Source organism: Microcoleus sp. CAWBG58 (genome assembly GCF_020883045.1).
Lineage (GTDB): Bacteria > Cyanobacteriota > Cyanobacteriia > Cyanobacteriales > Microcoleaceae > Microcoleus.
Genome location: NZ_JAHRFA010000116.1, coordinates 1 through 17339, shown reverse-complemented (window position 1 = coordinate 17339; position 17339 = coordinate 1). Strand labels below are relative to the sequence as shown.

Genomic DNA, 17339 nt, shown 5'->3' with positions numbered 1-17339 from the left:
GACCGAATTTCTCAACTTGGAGTTATTCCCTCTCTGTCCACTATTATTCGCTCCAAATCTGCTCTTTATCCCTTGGGATTGTCTTGGCAGCCAGATTAACTGCTACCCCTACTTATTGAGCCGATACGTAAGATATATAATGAAAACAATAATTAGCTATGGCTACGGAGATATTATGTCAGAACCCAAAATCAATCAAAGTCAAGCATCAATAGGTGTTGGCTACTCTCAGAATATAAATTCTCAGCAAGTAGGTGGTACTATCCACAATTACTCACCTGAACAAAAGCAAAATCTAGCTGAAGCAGCAGCAGAAATTCAGAAATTGCTAGAGCAACTGGCACAAAATTACCCAACGGAGACTCTGAGCGAAAAAGCAGTTGTAGCAGAAGAGGCTATAAAACAAATAAAAGGCGACCCTACTTTAGAACAGCGAGTAGTTAGTTTAATTCAAGCGATGAGTGTTGAGGCATTAATGCAAGCGATCAATCATCCTGTAGCAAGTGTATTGCGTGCGGGTTTAGAAGCTTTTAAAGAACCAAGTTAATCACTTTGCCCCAAAAGGCGGGCGATCGCCCTTAATCTCCAAAAGCGCGATCGCCTCCTATTTCCCAAAAGTAATCTTCCATGATTTAATTAAAATAGCCAACCCTTTTGCAGTATAAAATAAAAGGCATCCTCAAACACAAAAGTGGCAAATAATATACCTATATTACTTCCAGGTGAAAGCACAGTCGGACAGTTTGGCGACTTGAACAAAATTCGCCGCACAGGAGACAATCTTACACCCCACCATATTCCATCCGATGCTTATATGAAACAAATAGGAATATCTGGTTACACTAGAAACAAGGGTATTGCTATCTTGATGGAACAGCCATATCCAGGAAGGGGTGGTCGTCATCGGCGCACGCAATCCTATGGACAAAGACCAGACTTTAGTCTATCGCCCCGGCAAGCTCTAGCTCTTGCAGTGTGGGATGTGCGATCGATTTATCGCCAAGATCGGCTGTATACACCACAAATTAGGCGGAATTTACAACAAGTCATCAAACAAAACAAACTGGCATGGTTGGGTACTTTTGATAAAGTGGGAGACATAAGATGAACATTACTCAATTAATAGAAACATTAAATGCTAATAAATTCATGCGCTCTGATGAGGAAGTAATGAGTTTTGAATACGCTTTAGCTGAACTTGCGCTACATCCTAATATCGAATATTTGCCAGCACTTTATCTTGTTTTCGATGACAGATGCGAACAACATGAAGTCATGTATGGTCTGATTCATTTTCTGGAGTCTTTTGAACTAAAAAACCAGTTGCAGGCGTTTATTGATACCATAGACAGAACGATTGTGAATGCTAAAGAATGGACAATGATTCTACTTTATGGAATTCTCAATCAGGATTTAGCCAGAAACTTATATAGCCATATGTTACATTCTACCTATTCTCAAAATCGGGATTTATGTACGCATTTGCTGCGCGAAATAGTTGCTAATGAATCTCCTCCTTTATCTTCCCATGCTGAGTCAGTTATTTCCGGCGCAACTGCGATCGACATTAATATTGATGAAATTCAGAGGGATCTGTCGAGCTTTATTAAACTCATCCAAGATGGTAATATCTTGGTACTCTTGCAAGACGATCGCCCAATCGCCGAAATTAAACCTATCAGATAAAATGTCTTATTTATAAGAGCGATCGCCCTTAATGTCCAAAAGTGCGATCGCCCCAAAGTTAACTGTCAACTTATCAAACACCCTCCCTCAAGAAAATTATCCTTGAGGATGCGGTAAATCGAACACTACTTCAAATCGGATGTTGGGCACTTGTTGCCGAAACAACTGAAGATGTCCCTCCGCATCCGATCGGCTGCGATAGCGACCAACGATCGCCCATTGCAAGCTCGGAAGCAAGCGGGCCACTGCCCACGGCTTCAAGTATCCTTCGTATTTCATAATAGAGGTGTCTCCATTGCTAAACGGAGCCAGAGCCAGCGCGGAAACTTGGTCGGTGGACGCGCTGGCTTCTGACATTATCTATAAAAGTAACACTAAGTAAGCATAAGTGTGCATTAATAAGCACACAACTGACTGCGGATGCACAAGCTGGACGGACGAGGTGGCACAATAGGGGAAACTTCCAAGAGATTGCAGGGCATGAGCGACAGCGAGCGGATTTCAGTGGTTTTACCAACACAGGCTAAAAAGGATCTCGAAAAGTTGTGCGATATCGAAAAGCGATCGATCTCCAACTTTGTCTACCTTTTGATTCAAGAGGCGATCGATCGAGCAAAAGAATCCGGCAAGCTCAAATCAACAGATGAGTGAAACTAAAACTTTCTCGATTGCGCTTAAATTTAGATTCAATAAGCGCGAAATTATTTACCTGTTTGACTAACCAATCTGTTAATTACTAAACAAACTTGACTCAATTCGATCGCCCTTAATTTCCAAAAACTACGAAAGTGCGATCGCGCTTTCCAAAACCCTAACTCCTGCTCAGACAGTTGACGTGCTAAACTCAGACTATCGTCACAGCCACAAACAGAATGCAAACCATTACCATCACCATTCCAGACGATCGCCTGCACAAGCTTCAAGAAACTGCCAATATCCTCGGTATTTCCCTAGAAGCATTACTGCTTGCGGGTGCTGAAAACTTACTCGCACCACCAGAAGCATCCTTCCAAAACGCTATGGAATACGTCCTCAAAAAGAATGCTGAACTTTACCAAAAGCTCGCATAATGCGCTATCTAACTTTAACCGAAGTCTTAGAACTTTATCGGTGCATTATCCAGCAGTCTGGCGGAGCATTTGGCATCGCTAATTTAGGAGCCTTAGAGTCAGCTTTAGCTCAGCCGCGCATGACTTTTGGTGGGCAGGAACTTTACCCAACAATCGTCGAAAAAGCTTCGGCTCTTGGATTTGCTTTAATTAAAAATCATCCTTTCTTAGATGGTAACAAACGTATCGGCCACGCAACCATGGAAGTCTTTCTGGTGTTGAATGGCTTTGAGATTTCTGCACCTGTGGAAGAGCAAGAACAAATTATTTTACAAGTGGCATCAAGTGCGATCGCCCGCGATGAATTTACTGAGTGGCTGCGCTGTCATATTGTTCCTAGTTCTATTTGAGAAAATTTGGCTTTGAGAGCTAAACTTTATGATGCCAAAAGCGCGATCGCCCTTGATGTCCAAAAGTGCGATCGCCCCCAGCGTCATTCTGTTACTACCATGCTAATATTCATTAAATGAGAGGTGTAAAAACATGGCAAGAAGCAGGCATATCTCCAGAAGATGCCAGAAGAATTCAGAACGCAGCCGATCGCACAAAACAAACTATCATCGTTGTTGGCAGTAGAGCAAACGGGACACATACGCCAACTTCTGACTGGGACTATATAATGTTAGGTAACTCTCGCCAGCGACATTCCGCTTGCAGTTCCGTCCCTCACGGTACGAGTGGTGGCGAAATTAATAGTTTAGGCCGAGAAACAGGAATTGATATTTTTACAGGCCCCCTGATATCAGGGGAACCTCACGTTATATTTGAGCCAAACTTAGGAAAGGCAAATGAATCTAACTGATGAAATTACAATCAATCAAATTCAACAAGCCATAATTAGCCAAGAAGATGCAAAAAACTGGTTTTTAAGCTTTCCAACCGAAGGCCAGCAGGAAATATTGCAGCGGCTATCCTACATGACCATCCAAGCTGGGGCGCGACAAGAAGATGTTTGTCTAGCTATTACTAAATCAAAACTTCGCGTAACTTACACCCCTTGCGTATTGCTGAGCAAAGGGCGATTAAAAGAACAAATGGCAAAGCTTTTGAAACTGCCGTCCTCAGAATTTATCAAAACCTTTTTTCTGTTAATCAGTTTATTAGCAATTGCTGATGCCCGCAGGTACGATAAATATTGTCAAGATGGCTGTAGCCACTGGTGGCACCGCGATCTGAGCGATCGCAAAGTTGTAGATGAAATTCGGTGCGAGTTTGAACAAAGTATTCTTGTTTGAATTGTAGCAATCCGATCGCCCTTAATCTCCAAAAGTGCGATCGCCCATATTTTAGCAACACAAACAATCAAACTACTAGCTCAAATAGATCGCTTTAAAATTTGCTTCACAGAACCGTACATCTCACTTGTCAACCCGTCTAGTTCATGCTCAATATCTTCCCAACGCCCCAATTTACTCGTCCACTTGCCATTTGGTAATTGTCTGGCCGCGTGGGTTGGTTCCCCGTCAGGAGTCGCATATATGGCTATCTTCTCAAAACCCGATTCAAAGTCAGAATTTTCACAAGGTTCGTATCCCACCGTTTGATAAGCTTGAATAAAAGCAGCGATCGTTAGTTCTGCTGGCACACCATCAGGCCAATAATAGGGACTGTTTGGTTCTAGAGGATTCCACCAACGATCGTCTTCACCAGCAGCCCAAGCAAAACAATTGTAAGCGCGTGTTGCTGGGCTAGTGATGCGATACCCCGTAGCAGCTAGGTGAGGAAATTCATCTTCTTTATACTGTTCCAGCTTGCCATCTATAGCCATTTTCTCTGCCCCACTGTATCCACGCTTCTGCCATTTGTTTGAGCCGCCCACGCTGTTCCGATCTAACAGGATTAGCACCTGTAATCGCTTGCAAAGCCCAAAACCAATGATCCGGTTCTTGCTCTAATTCTCGCAGAATTAGGGGAACAACAGCTTGACCCATACCGATAATTCTTTGGTATGCTGGGTGGATTGACATTTTAGTAACTAAAGACATCATACCTGTCTCGCGCCGCCATTGTTCTGCCAACTCTAAGAAAGTTTCTTCTATCTCTGCTGTCTCCCAAATGGGGTATGAGAAAGTAGCATTGAACCCAGAAATTTGGTAGGTTCTTTCCATCAGGTTCACACCTCGCAGGTTCCTGAAAATATTATTTTTATATTATACCATAGAGGAGCGATGAAGATGAATAATTATAGCAATTTTACCATCCACCTACAAGAACCTAATGCCGAAAATTATGCCGATCGACCAGAGGACTCATTAGGAGAACTTTCGCATTTTGAGTTAGGGCTGAAACTATTTTGCTTTGAATGCGATCGCCCAATATCAATAGAAATCGGTGAACAAAAAGTAAAAGTTTTTTTAGACCCCGATATCTGTATGCTCCTAGAAGATGAACTTCCCAAAAAACTTAGTGAGTTATCCCAAGGGAAGCCGATTAAAATAGAATTTGTTGAAAGTGTTTGCAGGACTCTTGAATTGCAGCCCTTAACCAACGATAAAATTAGCTGCTATTTCAAAGAATTTGGATATTTATCTCCAAACCAGTTTAGCCTAAAATCCAGAAATAAACACTTTGAACTGAATAAAACTCAAGTTATAACTGAGTTAAAGGGATTTGTCGAAGAACTCATGGAAATGGCTGTAAATGGCGGTTACATCACCCCGGAAGAAAAGCAAGAATTCCTGATGCCACTCCGCGAAATTGCGCCTGCTTCGGCTATTTGTTAACAAAGGCGGTGAAAAACCTAGTCTAAATCCCCCTTTCCCCCGAGCGGGTAAAAGAGGGATTTAGGATAGGGCTAAAGCGTCAAAGATTGAGGATTTGTCTCGATCAATTTCGCTAAATCTTGCAAGAAAGATGCAGCATCAGCACCGTAAATAATTCGGTGATCGCAGGTAATATTCACCTGCATTTGCCGCTTCACTCCCATCAAGCCTTCCTCATTCGCCACTACTTGGGGCCGCGAAGAGCCGATCGCCAAAATCGAGCCTTGATTCGGCGGCAAAATCGCATCAAACTTATCTACTCCATACATTCCCAAATTGGAAAGAGTAAAAGTTCCCGTGCTGTATTCATCGGGTTTTAGCTGTTTGGCGCGGGCGCGATCGACTAAATCCTTCCAACTGCGGGAGAGAGAATATATGTCCAGGCGATCGGCATTTTGCAACACTGGCGTAATCAAACCGCCGCCGTCCATCGCCACCGCTACCGCCACATTAATATCAGCACGGTGTTGAATTCCCGACTCCACATAACAAGCATTCAGCAGGGGATGTTTTTGTAAAGTTACTGCTACTGCTTTTGCCAGCATGGCCGTCATCGTGACGCCTTTCGACTTAATTTGTTTGTAGAGTTTGTCGAGATTGTCCGTAGTAATTGTATAGCCGACGCGGAAACACGGCACGCTCAAACTTGCTTCCATATTGCGAACCACCGCATTTTGCAGCGCATTCATCGGTACTCTGTTACCGGAAAGCGCTACCGCTGGGATTGGTGCGGGTGCGGGTTTGGCTGCTGCGGGTGCGGGTGCTGCGGGGACTGTTACTGGTTGCTGAACCGGAACTGGTTGGGCTTTACCTGCTGCTGCTTCCACATCTTCTGCAACAATCCGACCGTTGGGGCCGCTGCCTTTGATTGAATTTAAATCTACTTTAAACTCTTTGGCTAATTTGCGAGCGCGAGGAGAAACGACGCTGCGCCCGTTTTGGCGGCTGACGTTTTGCTGCAAACCCACTGATGCTGTAGCTGCGACAGGAGCGGGGGCTGCGGCTACAGGAGCAGGGGCTGCGGCTGCTGGGGCGCCGGATCCTTGTTTCTGGGCTTCTGCGATTTCGGCTTCTGTTTCTGCTACTAGGGCGATCGCAGCTCCGACTGGGGCAACTTCGCCTGCTGGTACAATAATTATTGCTAGATAGCCTTCGTAGAAAGACTCGACATCCATGTCGGCTTTGTCGGATTCAACTACGACTACCGTTTCGCCCTTTTCTACTTTGTCCCCAGCCGATTTGACCCAGGAAACAATTTTGCCCTCTGTCATGGTAGAGCTCAGGGCTGGCATGAAAACTTCGCGAATCATCTGTAAAAATTCCTTGTGAGTTGGTAATTGGCGATCGGTAAGCTTGGAGGCATTTAAGTTGCACGATCGAAAACAGTTAAACTTTTGTGGGGTGGGCAGGAGAGCCATTTGTGTCAACAACAGGCTTAAACCTAGGATCGAGGTCGCTTTTAGTCTAGTTTCGATCCCCCCTAACCCCCCTTAATAAGGGGGGGACAAGAGCATTCTTGCGTCTTCCCTTGGGAAGAGGGAGCGGCGAGAGATGGGTACAATAGCCTTCAAAGTCCCCCTTCTTAAGGGGGATTTAGGGGGATCGAGTCTCGGCTATAACCCTGATTTAGACCTGGTTTTAGCCTGTTGTTGACAAAAATGGCATTCTCCCCGCTCCCAAGATACAAGTTCAATGCACAACAGTTGGTTTGGCGATTGATAATTGGCGCTCGGCAATCGGCAACAATCATTATTATGCCAGCCTCTAGTCCGAAGATGTGCGACTATCAACTCAAAATTACCTACCAATTAGCAATTAGCAATTACCAATTACCAATTTCTAATTTCTAAATATCACCTCGAATTTCTTCGACTATGCCGTCGCGGAGCAGAACTTCTACTTGCATTTTTTGAATCAAGTTTTCTCCCAGCCCGACGGTAAACGTGCCGTCAATTTGACCTTGACTCACTTCTTGTTCGAGGTCTAGCACCTGCACTTGCTGAAGCTGTTGCAGGTTTTGGTTTTTCTGTTCTAGCAGTTCGCTCTTTCTTTGATTCACCTGCACTTGAATGTTTTCTATTTGCTGCATTACTTGCGGCCCGGGGGGTTGCAGGCTTTGCTTTTGGATTTCTGAAACCATCCGCTGCCCTTGCATTTCTAGCTGTTGTAGCTGAGAATCTATTTGATTGATTTGGGCTTGGAGTTGCTGTTGAGCTTCTTCTTTCCAGCGGGGAGTAACGACGACTTTTACATTAATCGATCGCTTCAAGAGTAATTGTGGTTCCATAAATTTGTTGCTTGTCAATTGCGAATTAGGCATTAGTTATTAGTCATTAGTCATTAGTCATTAGTCATTAGTCATTAGTCATTAGTTGGTAAACATTTCCTAATGACTCAGGACTCAGGACTCTGGACTTAGGACTCGGACTCGGGACTTAGGTTTTGGTGTCAACAGAACCTCAAACCTATTATCAGTCTTCTGTCTGGCGATTCAGACCAGATCCCCCCTAGCCCCCCTTCAGAAGGGGGGGATAAGAATCTTCTCAAAGTCCCCCGACCTAAGGGGGATTTAGGGGGATCGGGCCTCTGCTATAAACGAGAGATACAGGGGATAAGAATCTTCTCAAAGTCCCCCTTATTAAGAAGGATTTAGGGGATCTTGCCTCTGCTATAAACTAGAGATACAAAGGTTTTGAGGCTTAAGTTGACACCAATCGGGACTTGGGTGTAGGGATAATTTTTTCTTCTCCATTCCCCAAGTCCTCCGAATATTTCAAAACATCCCGTCAATCATATCGCGGTAGTGTTCCGTCACAACCGGGCGCTTAATTTTCAGGGTCTGGGTCAACATTCCATTTTCCATCGAAAATGGCTCCTGAATCAACCGGAACGGGCCGATGCGATCGTCCGCGCGGTATCCGGGGCGATTTTGCACCTCCCGGTTCAATTCTTGACGGAATAAGTCTTGAATTTTCTTGCTATTCCAGTCAATTTCGTGTATTGGCGGATTCTGAGTTTCTGCCCATTTCTGCACGGCTTCTGAATTGGGGACAATTAAGGCGCCGATCGATTTTTGGTCTTGACCTACTACCATAATTTGGTCGATGTAGGGGCTGCGGACGCAGGCATCTTCGATCGGCTGGGGTTCGATATTTTCGCCGTTGCTGAGGACGATCGTATCTTTTGCCCGCCCAGTCAAAATTAAGTCGTTTCCCGGTGTCAGCCAACCCAAATCGCCGGTGTCAAACCAGCCTTCGGAGTCAATGGCTTTGGCGGTAGCTTGGGGATTGAGATAGTAGCCCTGCATGATTTGCGGCCCGCGTCCCAAAACTAAACCGCGCTGGCCTGTCGGCAGTTGCTGTTTAGTTTCGGGGTCAACTATTTTAATTTCAGTATGGGCGATCGGCTGTCCGGCAGAACCTTTAAGATTGTGCCAAGGGCGGCGGACTGTTAAAACTGGAGATGTTTCAGTTAAACCGTATCCCACCAACAAACCGATATTCGCGATTTCAAAGAAATTGTCTAAATGCGCGGCCAAAGAACCTCCGCCGCTAATTGCCCACTTAAAACGCCCTCCCGTAGCTTCCCGGACTTTTTGGTAAACCAGTTTTTCGGCGATCGCGTGGACGGGAGATAACAGAATACTTTTGATGCGGGCGATCAGTTTTTCCGAATCAGAAGCAGGTTTCAAATTGAGAGTTAAACCTTGAAAAATGCGGCGGGCTTCAATGTATTGCTGGCTGGCAGATAACAGAAAATTCACCAATTTTTGTTTGTTGGGTGGCTGTTCTCTAAATTGCTTTTGTACAGCCTCATAAATCGATTCCCAGATGCGCGGAACGCTCACCATGTACTGGGGCTTGCAAGTTTTAAAGTCTTGTTTGAAATAGCGAATATTGGTGTAAATTTGCGTGCATCCTTGGGAAAGCAAGAAGTATTCGACTGTGCGTTCGTAGGCGTGCCAACTGGGCAGGATGCTGAGGGCTGATTCGCCCGGTTCGGGTTGCAAAATTGTGCCGAAGGTGGTGAGTTGGTGCAGCAGGTTCCCGTGAGTCAGGATGACGCCTTTCGGTTTGCCGGTGGTGCCGCTGGTGTAGAGGAGGGTGGCGAGGGTTTGGTGGTTGTGGTTGGCGGGTTTGAAGGGGCGGTTGGCGCCTGTGGCCATGACTTGGGAAAATTTGACTGTGGTTAGGGTGAGGCTGGTTTCTGGTTCTTCGTCGGAGAGGAGGACGATAAGTTCGATCGGCAAATCGGGGAGGCGCGCTTGCAGTTTTTTGAGTAATGCCAGATTTTCGACTACTAAAGCGGTACTGCCGCTGTCTTGGATGATGTAGAGGAGTTCTTCGGGATCGGCGGTGGCGCCTCTAACGGCGTTGGCGGCCCCAGCCGTCATGATACCTTGATCGGCTATCAGCCACCGGGGGCTGTTGTCGGCGAAGAGGGCGACGCGGGGAGGGATTGTGTCTGTTGGGTTTGGATTGATGCCGAGGGCCTGCAATCCGCTGGCGAATTGCTGGATTTGTTGGTAGAGGTCGGTATAGGTGAGTTTAATTTCGGGTGTCGTGTGGGGATCGTGGAGGGCGACGGTTTGGGGAAATCGCTGTTTGACGATCGCCCAAATTTCAGGTATCGATCGAATGCCACTATAGTCGATCGTGCGGCTGAGGTTGGCGAGTTCAATGTCGCTCATTTGGGAGGCGGCGCCCGGTGCGGAGTGGTTCATAGGGTATTTTCGGGGGTTTTGAAAGATAAAGTTATTGGGTACAAGTTTAATATCAGAGTTATTTTAGACCTTCGTGGCAGTGTGGTGACAGTTTGTCAACCTGCCGTTGTCTATTTAGAAAATTAGGGATATTAGATGATGAGATTTATATTTCGACAGAAACACAGGATTTTATCAAGGTTGATAGTAGTTACTTGTTGTGCGATCGTAACATTATCTGGAAATGTCATTTCTGTGAATGGTGCAGAAGTGCGATCGGCAAACAAAACATTTGCTGATTGGTGTCGCCAAAAAGCCGATTTGAGTCCTGAAACTAAACATACTGTTGAAGTGCTCTCGAAATTTATCACGTGCACGAAGGACTATAAATCCTCCTTATGACTCAGTTGAATGGCTCCGTTGGAAGGATTTTTTCAGGGAGTATGCGAATTCAGGGGAGGTTGGGGAGTCATATCATGTCCGCTGGATTGCCATAACAAACGCGGTTCGTAGTGCAGTTACTAGTGCGGACTTCAGTCCGCTCTCAAACTGCGGACTGAAGTCCGCACTACAAACCGATCGCACTTTGCTCTCGGGCTAGTTGCTCTGTCAACCACTGGATTTCTAGCTGGATGGTGTCTGTACACCTTTCCCAGGATGCTGCTTGATACGAGTCAACAGGATTTTCCTGTTCAGTTTGTTGGCTCTCTAGATAGTCTTGGCGCAGGTAACAGACTCTCAAGCGGTGTTCGAGCAACTTGATTCTTTAGCAGAAAGCCGTCCTTGAAGGGCGGGGTTTTAAACCCAAATTTCTGATAAGAGTAACTGTTGTTGTTTTAGCCGATAGCCGTGCAAGGGTTGCCGCTTTAGCAGCCCTAGGGCTGATAATTCAAGCATTTATATCAAAGTGATATTATAGTCTGGATTATATGACTGTATGCGATTTAAGGGCGATCGGGCAAATAGCTAGTTTTAAAGAATTTTGAATTCTAAAATACACAGTTAACAAATATTGTCAAGGTTCTTCAGATATATATTGTTTTAAGGTCAAGAGAGAGCGATCGCTTTATAAACTACCACTGTGTTTATTTGCGATCGCCCGCTCGCGTGAGATTTTAGTAAAAAACCGCGCTTGTCCGCTGCAAAAAAGTTGATACGCCTGTGGGCGATAAGTTTCCCACTAAAAGGAAACTCCAAATTCTTTGATTGAATCCCGTTAAATACGCCTACTCAATTCTCAATTAATTCCTGGAATTCCTGCTACAAATTAGCAACATTTCTTTACATCAATCCTTCTGGAATGCACAACTTATAGAGAATTGAAATCTTTTAATATTTAATTAAGCCATCTCCGTGTATTTACGGATGCAGGGCGGAAGCCTGCGGGGCTTTCCTTTACAGAATCTTCACAATACTCCGCGACAATACGGGTGATTTATAAAGATTGTGTAAAGATGACCCTGTAACTGTAGCCATACGAGCCATTTTGTAAGTTATGATTGGAACCAGCGAAAACAATACTTACGCAATCACAGCACTTTCTTAAAAAAACCGAATTCCGACATCTCAAAAGTTGTCAAAAATGTTGAAATATGAGGTTTTCGCCGCAAAACTCAATAAGCATTTTTCAGCCGGCTAGGTGGCACTAAAAAATAACAGATCGGCTCAGTCTGGTTAATTGTCGGTCAATAAAATTGACACAAAAATTGAACAGGGAAAGCTATGAAAAAAAGTTTAGGGGTACAAAATTACTTCGAGCGCTCCCCAGCCTCATTGCCAACAGTTCCAGCTATTGAAAAACTCTTGGAGGAAATCAGTCCCGAACCGACATTAATTGCAAAATTAAATACAGCCTGTGAAATTTGCGAGTTTCAACTCGGAGATGAAATCACCCAATATCAAACACCGGATAATACCAATAATTTAGTTGAGCAAGCACAGAGAGATTCCCTACGGGATAGCTTCGCTTCACGCAATTTTTATTTAGTTTGCCAGGGAAGAGTCAGGCTGCTAGCGGTAGAAGCCTCTCAACAGCAGGAAGTTTCGGCGGCGGTACTGGAACTCGGAGCAGTGTTTGGGACAGACGACGTATTTATTGAAAACGGGCTGCCTTACAGGGCAATTGCGGCCGGCACTTGCCAACTCGCTCGAATTAACTGCGCCAAATTACAGCTTGTTATAGAGGAATTCCCCCAACTGCAACAGCACTTGCAGCAAGAATATCAACAGATGCAGCAGTTGATTTTTTTCAAGACGCAAACAGATTTGCGATCGCTAAAATCCCACCAACAGCAACTTCTGTGGCCGCACTTACTTCCTTATCTAGAAGAAAGCCGAATTCCCGCCGGAGTTTCCCTCGCAGAACACTGCCAAAAAACCACCAATTATTTTTGGCTCCGTAGCGGTAAAATTCAAGGTCAAGCACCGCCAAGTATCGGGAGTCACTGGGGACATTCAGACGTACCGAGCGACTGGAAAGCAGCAACAGACTTGCTGATTTACCAGCTTAACTCAAAACAGTGGGAAATGGCAAAAGCCACAATTGCTTCCGACAGCAATGCCCGCCCCAAAATTATCCGCAAACCTCCGACTTTAACCTTAGTAACTGCACCAAAAGATGCTTCGTCTACCTCAAAGAATGAGCCGTTAAAATTAACCGCAGTCGAGTCTTCCAAATCGGCATCCGGAATCATCAGTTTCCCAAAACCCAAGCGGCGCAGATGGTTGAGCAGCGGACACCCATTCATTCAACAACAGAGTACAGCAGATTGCGGAGCTACCTGCTTGGCTATGATTAGCGAATATTGGGGTAAGAAATTCAGCCTGAATTACTTGCGCGAATTGGCAGAAATCGGCCGCAGTGGCGCCTCGCTCAAGAGTCTGGCAAAAGCAGCGGAAAGAATGGGGTTTCAAACCCGTCCAGTGCGAGCTTCTTTAACTCCACTCCGCAATCAAAATCCCTGGATAGCTCACTGGCAAGGCAATCACTACGTTGCAGTTTACCGCTTTAAAAATCAACAGGTTTTAGTTGCCGATCCGGCGGCGGGCAAGCGGTGGATGAGTGTTAAAGATTTTACCGACAGTTGGACTGGGTACGCCCTGATTTTAGACCCGACAGCGCAGCTATATCGCAATCACACTGCTGAACATAAAGGCATCAAAGTTAAGAATTTTCTGGGCATAATCTGGCCCTACCGGGCTACGATCGCCCAAATTTTGGTAATCTCTTTGTTGATCCAACTGTTTGGGATCGTTACTCCCCTGTTTACTCAGGTAATTCTCGACCAAGTAGTTGTCAGCAAAAGCATCGTCACTCTGCACGTTTTCGCGATCGGACTGCTGATGTTTAGTGTTTGGCGATCGCTCTTGGGGGCAACGAGACAGTATTTGCTGGATTACTTGTCCAACCGCATTGACCTGACTTTAATTAGCGGGTTTATCAGTCACACTCTCAGTTTGCCGATTAAATTCTTTGAATCTCGTCAGGTGGGCGACATCTTGACGCGGGTTCAGGAAAATCAAAAAATTCAGTCGTTTTTGACTCGCCAAGCGATTACGGCTTGGTTGGATGCTTTGATGGCTGTGGTTTACATCGGACTGATGGTTTACTATAACTGGCGTCTGGCTTTGTTGGTGCTGGCTTTGATTCCGCCGATCGTGATTTTGACTTTGGTGGCAACTCCGTTTCTGCGCCAAGTATCGCGGGAGATTTTTAACGAAGGTGCCAAGCAAAATTCATCTTTGGTGGAAATGATTACTGGGGTGGCGACTATTAAGGCAACTGCTGCCGATCGCGAAATGCGCTGGCGCTGGGAAGATCAATTAACTTGCATGATTAATGCTAAATTTCGGGGCCAGAAGTTGGCGAACTCTTTGCAGGTAGTTGGGGGTGGGATTAATACTTTGGGTAGCACGGCTTTGTTGTGGTACGGGGCTATGCTGGTGATTCAAGACCAATTGACGATCGGTCAATTTGTGGCTTTTAATATGATGATCGGGAGCGTGATTTCTCCTGTGCTTTCGGTGGTGGGACTTTGGGATGAGTTTCAAGAAGTGCTGGTGTCGATCGAGCGTTTGGATGACGTATTCTCGGCAGAACCTGAAGAAAGCCCTTACAAACCAATGCTGGTGCTGCCTCGCATTCACGGAACCATCAAGTTTGACAATGTTTCTTTCCGCTATGCTCAGGATGAGGAACGCAATACGCTGCAAAATCTTTGCTTTGAGGTGCAAGCTGGAGAAACTGTGGCAATTGTCGGCCGCAGCGGTTCCGGTAAGAGCACTTTGGTGAAGCTGCTGCAAGGTTTCTATTATCCAGAAAAAGGGCGGCTGACGATCGACGGCCACGATATTCGCCACATTTCTTTGCAGTCGCTGCGAGGGCAGTTGGGTGTTGTCCCTCAGGATTGTTTCTTGTTTTCGGGAACGATTTTGGAAAACATCACGCTGTACAAAAATTTGGAAACCCCCGCCAGTCATGGCGAAGAAGGAACATTTGGTGATTCTGCAACCTTGGAAGAGGCGATCGAAGTGGCAAAGCTAGCAGAAGCTCACGCTTTTATTCAAGATATGCCGCTTGGTTATCAAACTCCTGTGGGGGAGAGGGGCACGAGTTTGTCTGGGGGCCAGCGCCAGCGAATTGCGATCGCCCGTGCTCTGTTGGGCGATCCGCGAGTTTTGATTTTGGACGAAGCAACTTCTTCGCTGGATACCGAGTCTGAGCGCAGGTTCCAGCAAAATCTGGCTCGCATCAGTCGCGATCGCACTGTGTTTGTAATCGCTCACAGGTTGTCTACAGTACGCAATGCCGATCGCATTTTGGTTCTAGACAAAGGCATTTTAGCCGAACAAGGCAACCACGACCAATTGATGGCTGAACGTGGACTCTACTATCACCTTGCTCAACAACAACTCGATCTTTAAAGTCAGTTGACAGTTGACAGTTGACAGTTGACAGTTGACAGTTGTCAGTTGACAGTTGACAGTCATTGGAAGCAATTACCAATTACCAATTAATTCCCAATTCCCAATTACCAATGCCCAATTCCCAATTACCAATGCCCAATTCCCAATTACCAATGCCCAATTCCCAATTCCCAATGCCCAATTCCCAACTCCCAATGCCCAATTCCCAATTACCAATGCCCAATTCCCAATTCCTAATTTGGAGTAAATATCATGCTTTCAGAAGACGCCCAAAAAATATGCGCCGATCCTGATGAGATAGCTGAAGTCTATGGCGGCGTAGCTTTAAGGCAAGAAAACGAAGCCAGAAAAACAGACCGCTCTTTAGAAGTAGTTGAATCTCAAAATCGCTCTTCTAAAACTAATGACTATATCTATCCGGCGAAGTTCCGGCAGCCTGAGGCTGATAATTGGTCTACTTCTTTGCACTCGGTACTAGACCAACCGCCAGTATCTTTTCCTCAGCAGTTGATCTTAGGAGGTCTGGTATTTTCCATAGCTTTTGTAGCGTGGGCAACTTTGGGAAAAATAGATCAAGTCGGTCACGCTCAAGGCAAATTAGTTCCCAAAGGTGATGTTTACAAAATTCATCCGACGGAGCCGGGAAAAATTATTAACCTCGCGATTAAAGAAGGTCAAAAGGTCAAAACTGGACAGTTATTGGCGGAATTAGACCCGGAAAATGCTTCGAGCGAGGTGGAGCGTCTAGATAAAATTCTGGATGCTTATCAGATTCAATTGGTGCAGCAAATTAGTTCGATCGAGAGAACTCGACTGGAAGCTCAGGCGAGCCAAGCTATTGCTGCTGCCGACAAACGGGGGGCTCAAGCTGCGATCGACAGATCTCGCGCTTCAGCAGCCACCACGCAGTCTCAAATCGAGCAATTGCAAGCAGATGTAGTCTCTCAGAAAGCGCGGCAGGAACAGATCAAACCTCTGGAAAAGCAGGCACAAAATCTGTTGTCGCAACTGAAAACAGATATCACTTCTCAAGAGGCGAGGCGCGATCGCGTGAAGCCACTGCAAAATAAGAGTCAAGATTTGCTAGCACAATTGCAAGCAAAAGTGGTGGCCCACAAAGAGCGGATCGGGCGGCTCAAACCTTTGGTAGATGAGGGAGCCCTATCCAAAGATGTACTATTTCAAGCTGAAGATGCTCTGCGGGAAAGCCAAAATGCCGTCATTAGAAGCCAGTTGGGGGAAAAAACTCAGGCTGACGATCGAGTATTTGAGGTCGAGCAAACCGTGCGCGACAGACAAAGTGCTGCGATCAGGAGTCAACTGTCTGAGGCGACTCAGGTTAAGGAAAGGCTGTTTGAAGTCGAGCAAGGTTTGCGCGATCGCGCCAGTTCGATCGACAAAATGCAAGGCCAATTAGCCGAACAACTCGCAGAAGTCGATCGACTGCAAGCCGAAGCCGACAGCAAACAAGCAGCAGCGCGCCAAATGCAGTTAGAAAAACAGCAAAAAATTCAGCAGTTGGAAATGGAATTAAACCAAATCAAATCCAAAATTGCCGAAACCCAAACCCTGCTCGCTCAAGCCAAAAACAAGCTCAAACAAAGATTTCTCTACGCACCAGTCAGCGGAGTAATTTCCGCCCTCAACATTCACAACACCGGCGAAGTCGTGCAACCGGGTCAAACTATTGCAGAAATGACCCCCAATCAGGCTCCGCTAGTGCTGGAAGTCAGTTTACCGAACCGAGAAGCGGGATTTGTCAAAATCGGAATGCCGGTACAAGTCAAATTCGATGCTTTTCCCTATCAAAATTATGGCGTGATGCCGGGAAAAGTTGTATCGATTTCGCCAGATGCCAAAACCGACGAGCGATTGGGTGTTGTTTACCGGGTGGAAGTGAGTATCGATCGAGACTCAGTGAAAGCCAACAATCAAACCTGGAAACTCAAAGCGGGCCAGACAGCCACGGCGGAAATTATCATCCGCCAGCGCAGCATAGCCGACATTTTGCTCGATCCGCTCAAACAACTACAAAAAGGCGGCATGAGTTTGTAGTCAGTTGACAGTTGACAGTTGACAGTTGACAGTTGTCAGTTGTCATCAGTCATTAGTCATTAGTTAGAGAGAAAAAACAAAATTCTCCCCTCTCCCCCT

General features: G+C 45.8%; 20 protein-coding genes. 12 read left to right on the top strand and 8 right to left on the bottom strand.

The annotated features are described in order from the left end of the window. The first annotated feature begins 139 nt into the window (after nt 1–139). The 3 genes from QZ918_RS30510 to QZ918_RS30500 all read left to right on the top strand — a co-directional run bounded on the left by QZ918_RS30510 (nt 140) and on the right by QZ918_RS30500 (nt 1686). The gene (locus QZ918_RS30510) at nt 140–547 is read left to right on the top strand and encodes a hypothetical protein (RefSeq protein ID WP_293342196.1); all 408 of its coding nucleotides are present in this window, start codon (nt 140–142) and stop codon (nt 545–547) included. 144 nt (nt 548–691) lie between these two features. Next, complete coding sequence (locus tag QZ918_RS30505) at nt 692–1108, top strand: hypothetical protein (RefSeq protein ID WP_293342193.1); 417 nt, start codon at nt 692–694, stop codon at nt 1106–1108. Continuing rightward, nucleotides 1105–1686, top strand: coding sequence for an Imm30 family immunity protein (locus tag QZ918_RS30500; RefSeq protein WP_293342190.1), 582 nt, complete (start codon nt 1105–1107; stop codon nt 1684–1686). The genes QZ918_RS30505 and QZ918_RS30500 overlap by 4 nt, the downstream gene beginning before the upstream one ends. Nucleotides 1687–1782: 96 nt before the next feature. Here the strand turns inward: QZ918_RS30500 and QZ918_RS30495 are convergent, their stop codons facing one another. Continuing rightward, complete coding sequence (locus QZ918_RS30495; RefSeq protein ID WP_293342187.1) at nt 1783–2043, bottom strand: hypothetical protein; 261 nt, start codon at nt 2041–2043, stop codon at nt 1783–1785. Between the two features lie 63 nt (nt 2044–2106). Here QZ918_RS30495 and QZ918_RS30490 point away from each other — a divergent pair, with 63 nt between their 5' ends. The 5 genes from QZ918_RS30490 (at nt 2107) to QZ918_RS30470 (ending at nt 4030) form a co-directional block, all read left to right on the top strand. Beyond that, nucleotides 2107–2337, top strand: coding sequence for a ribbon-helix-helix domain-containing protein (locus QZ918_RS30490; RefSeq protein WP_293342184.1), 231 nt, complete (start codon nt 2107–2109; stop codon nt 2335–2337). 221 nt (nt 2338–2558) lie between these two features. Then, a complete protein-coding gene (locus QZ918_RS30485) occupies nt 2559–2756 on the top strand; it encodes a DNA-binding protein (RefSeq protein WP_293342181.1) in 198 nt (65 codons plus the stop codon). After that, nucleotides 2756–3145 (top strand): type II toxin-antitoxin system death-on-curing family toxin, encoded by a 390-nt coding sequence (locus tag QZ918_RS30480; protein ID WP_293342178.1) that lies wholly within the window; start codon nt 2756–2758, stop codon nt 3143–3145. The genes QZ918_RS30485 and QZ918_RS30480 overlap by 1 nt, the downstream gene beginning before the upstream one ends. Nucleotides 3146–3261: 116 nt before the next feature. After that, on the top strand, nt 3262–3597 hold the full coding sequence (locus QZ918_RS30475; protein ID WP_293342175.1) for a nucleotidyltransferase domain-containing protein: 336 nt from the start codon (nt 3262–3264) through the stop codon (nt 3595–3597). Then, the gene (locus QZ918_RS30470) at nt 3584–4030 is read left to right on the top strand and encodes a DUF5958 family protein (protein ID WP_293342172.1); all 447 of its coding nucleotides are present in this window, start codon (nt 3584–3586) and stop codon (nt 4028–4030) included. The genes QZ918_RS30475 and QZ918_RS30470 overlap by 14 nt, the downstream gene beginning before the upstream one ends. An 80-nt stretch (nt 4031–4110) precedes the next feature. Here QZ918_RS30470 and QZ918_RS30465 read toward each other — a convergent pair whose 3' ends face one another. Together QZ918_RS30465 and QZ918_RS30460 are read right to left on the bottom strand one after the other, a co-directional pair. Continuing rightward, the gene (locus tag QZ918_RS30465) at nt 4111–4563 is read right to left on the bottom strand and encodes a DUF7689 domain-containing protein (protein ID WP_293342170.1); all 453 of its coding nucleotides are present in this window, start codon (nt 4561–4563) and stop codon (nt 4111–4113) included. Beyond that, the gene (locus QZ918_RS30460) at nt 4532–4903 is read right to left on the bottom strand and encodes a hypothetical protein (RefSeq protein WP_293342167.1); all 372 of its coding nucleotides are present in this window, start codon (nt 4901–4903) and stop codon (nt 4532–4534) included. The genes QZ918_RS30465 and QZ918_RS30460 overlap by 32 nt, the downstream gene beginning before the upstream one ends. A 66-nt stretch (nt 4904–4969) precedes the next feature. Between QZ918_RS30460 and QZ918_RS30455 the strand changes: the two genes are divergently transcribed. Beyond that, on the top strand, nt 4970–5518 hold the full coding sequence (locus tag QZ918_RS30455; RefSeq protein WP_293342164.1) for a hypothetical protein: 549 nt from the start codon (nt 4970–4972) through the stop codon (nt 5516–5518). A 71-nt stretch (nt 5519–5589) separates the two neighbouring features. On the opposite strand, the gene QZ918_RS30450 is transcribed toward QZ918_RS30455, so the two are convergent. From QZ918_RS30450 to QZ918_RS30440, 3 genes are all read right to left on the bottom strand, one after another. Continuing rightward, nucleotides 5590–6867 carry a dihydrolipoamide acetyltransferase family protein gene (locus tag QZ918_RS30450; RefSeq protein ID WP_293342201.1) on the bottom strand — a complete coding sequence of 426 codons (1278 nt, stop codon included), beginning with the start codon at nt 6865–6867 and terminating at the stop codon, nt 5590–5592. A gap of 536 nt (nt 6868–7403) precedes the next feature. Further along, the gene (locus tag QZ918_RS30445) at nt 7404–7844 is read right to left on the bottom strand and encodes a YlqD family protein (protein ID WP_293342198.1); all 441 of its coding nucleotides are present in this window, start codon (nt 7842–7844) and stop codon (nt 7404–7406) included. 486 nt (nt 7845–8330) lie between these two features. After that, nucleotides 8331–10280 carry an AMP-dependent synthetase/ligase gene (locus QZ918_RS30440; protein ID WP_293342161.1) on the bottom strand — a complete coding sequence of 650 codons (1950 nt, stop codon included), beginning with the start codon at nt 10278–10280 and terminating at the stop codon, nt 8331–8333. 180 nt (nt 10281–10460) lie between these two features. Between QZ918_RS30440 and QZ918_RS30435 the strand changes: the two genes are divergently transcribed. Further along, entirely contained in the window at nt 10461–10661 is a 201-nt protein-coding gene (locus tag QZ918_RS30435; protein WP_293342158.1) for a hypothetical protein, read from the top strand. A gap of 166 nt (nt 10662–10827) precedes the next feature. Here QZ918_RS30435 and QZ918_RS30430 read toward each other — a convergent pair whose 3' ends face one another. Continuing rightward, complete coding sequence (locus QZ918_RS30430) at nt 10828–11016, bottom strand: hypothetical protein (RefSeq protein ID WP_293342155.1); 189 nt, start codon at nt 11014–11016, stop codon at nt 10828–10830. A 965-nt stretch (nt 11017–11981) separates the two neighbouring features. On the opposite strand from QZ918_RS30430, the gene QZ918_RS30425 reads away from it, so the two are divergent. Further along, the gene (locus QZ918_RS30425; protein WP_293342152.1) at nt 11982–15182 is read left to right on the top strand and encodes a peptidase domain-containing ABC transporter; all 3201 of its coding nucleotides are present in this window, start codon (nt 11982–11984) and stop codon (nt 15180–15182) included. Nucleotides 15183–15264: 82 nt separating this feature from the next. Here QZ918_RS30425 and QZ918_RS30420 read toward each other — a convergent pair whose 3' ends face one another. Further along, nucleotides 15265–15408 (bottom strand): hypothetical protein, encoded by a 144-nt coding sequence (locus tag QZ918_RS30420; RefSeq protein ID WP_293342149.1) that lies wholly within the window; start codon nt 15406–15408, stop codon nt 15265–15267. A gap of 29 nt (nt 15409–15437) precedes the next feature. Here QZ918_RS30420 and QZ918_RS30415 point away from each other — a divergent pair, with 29 nt between their 5' ends. After that, nucleotides 15438–17240 carry a beta-barrel domain-containing protein gene (locus tag QZ918_RS30415; RefSeq protein WP_293342146.1) on the top strand — a complete coding sequence of 601 codons (1803 nt, stop codon included), beginning with the start codon at nt 15438–15440 and terminating at the stop codon, nt 17238–17240. The last annotated feature ends 99 nt before the right edge of the window (nt 17241–17339 follow it).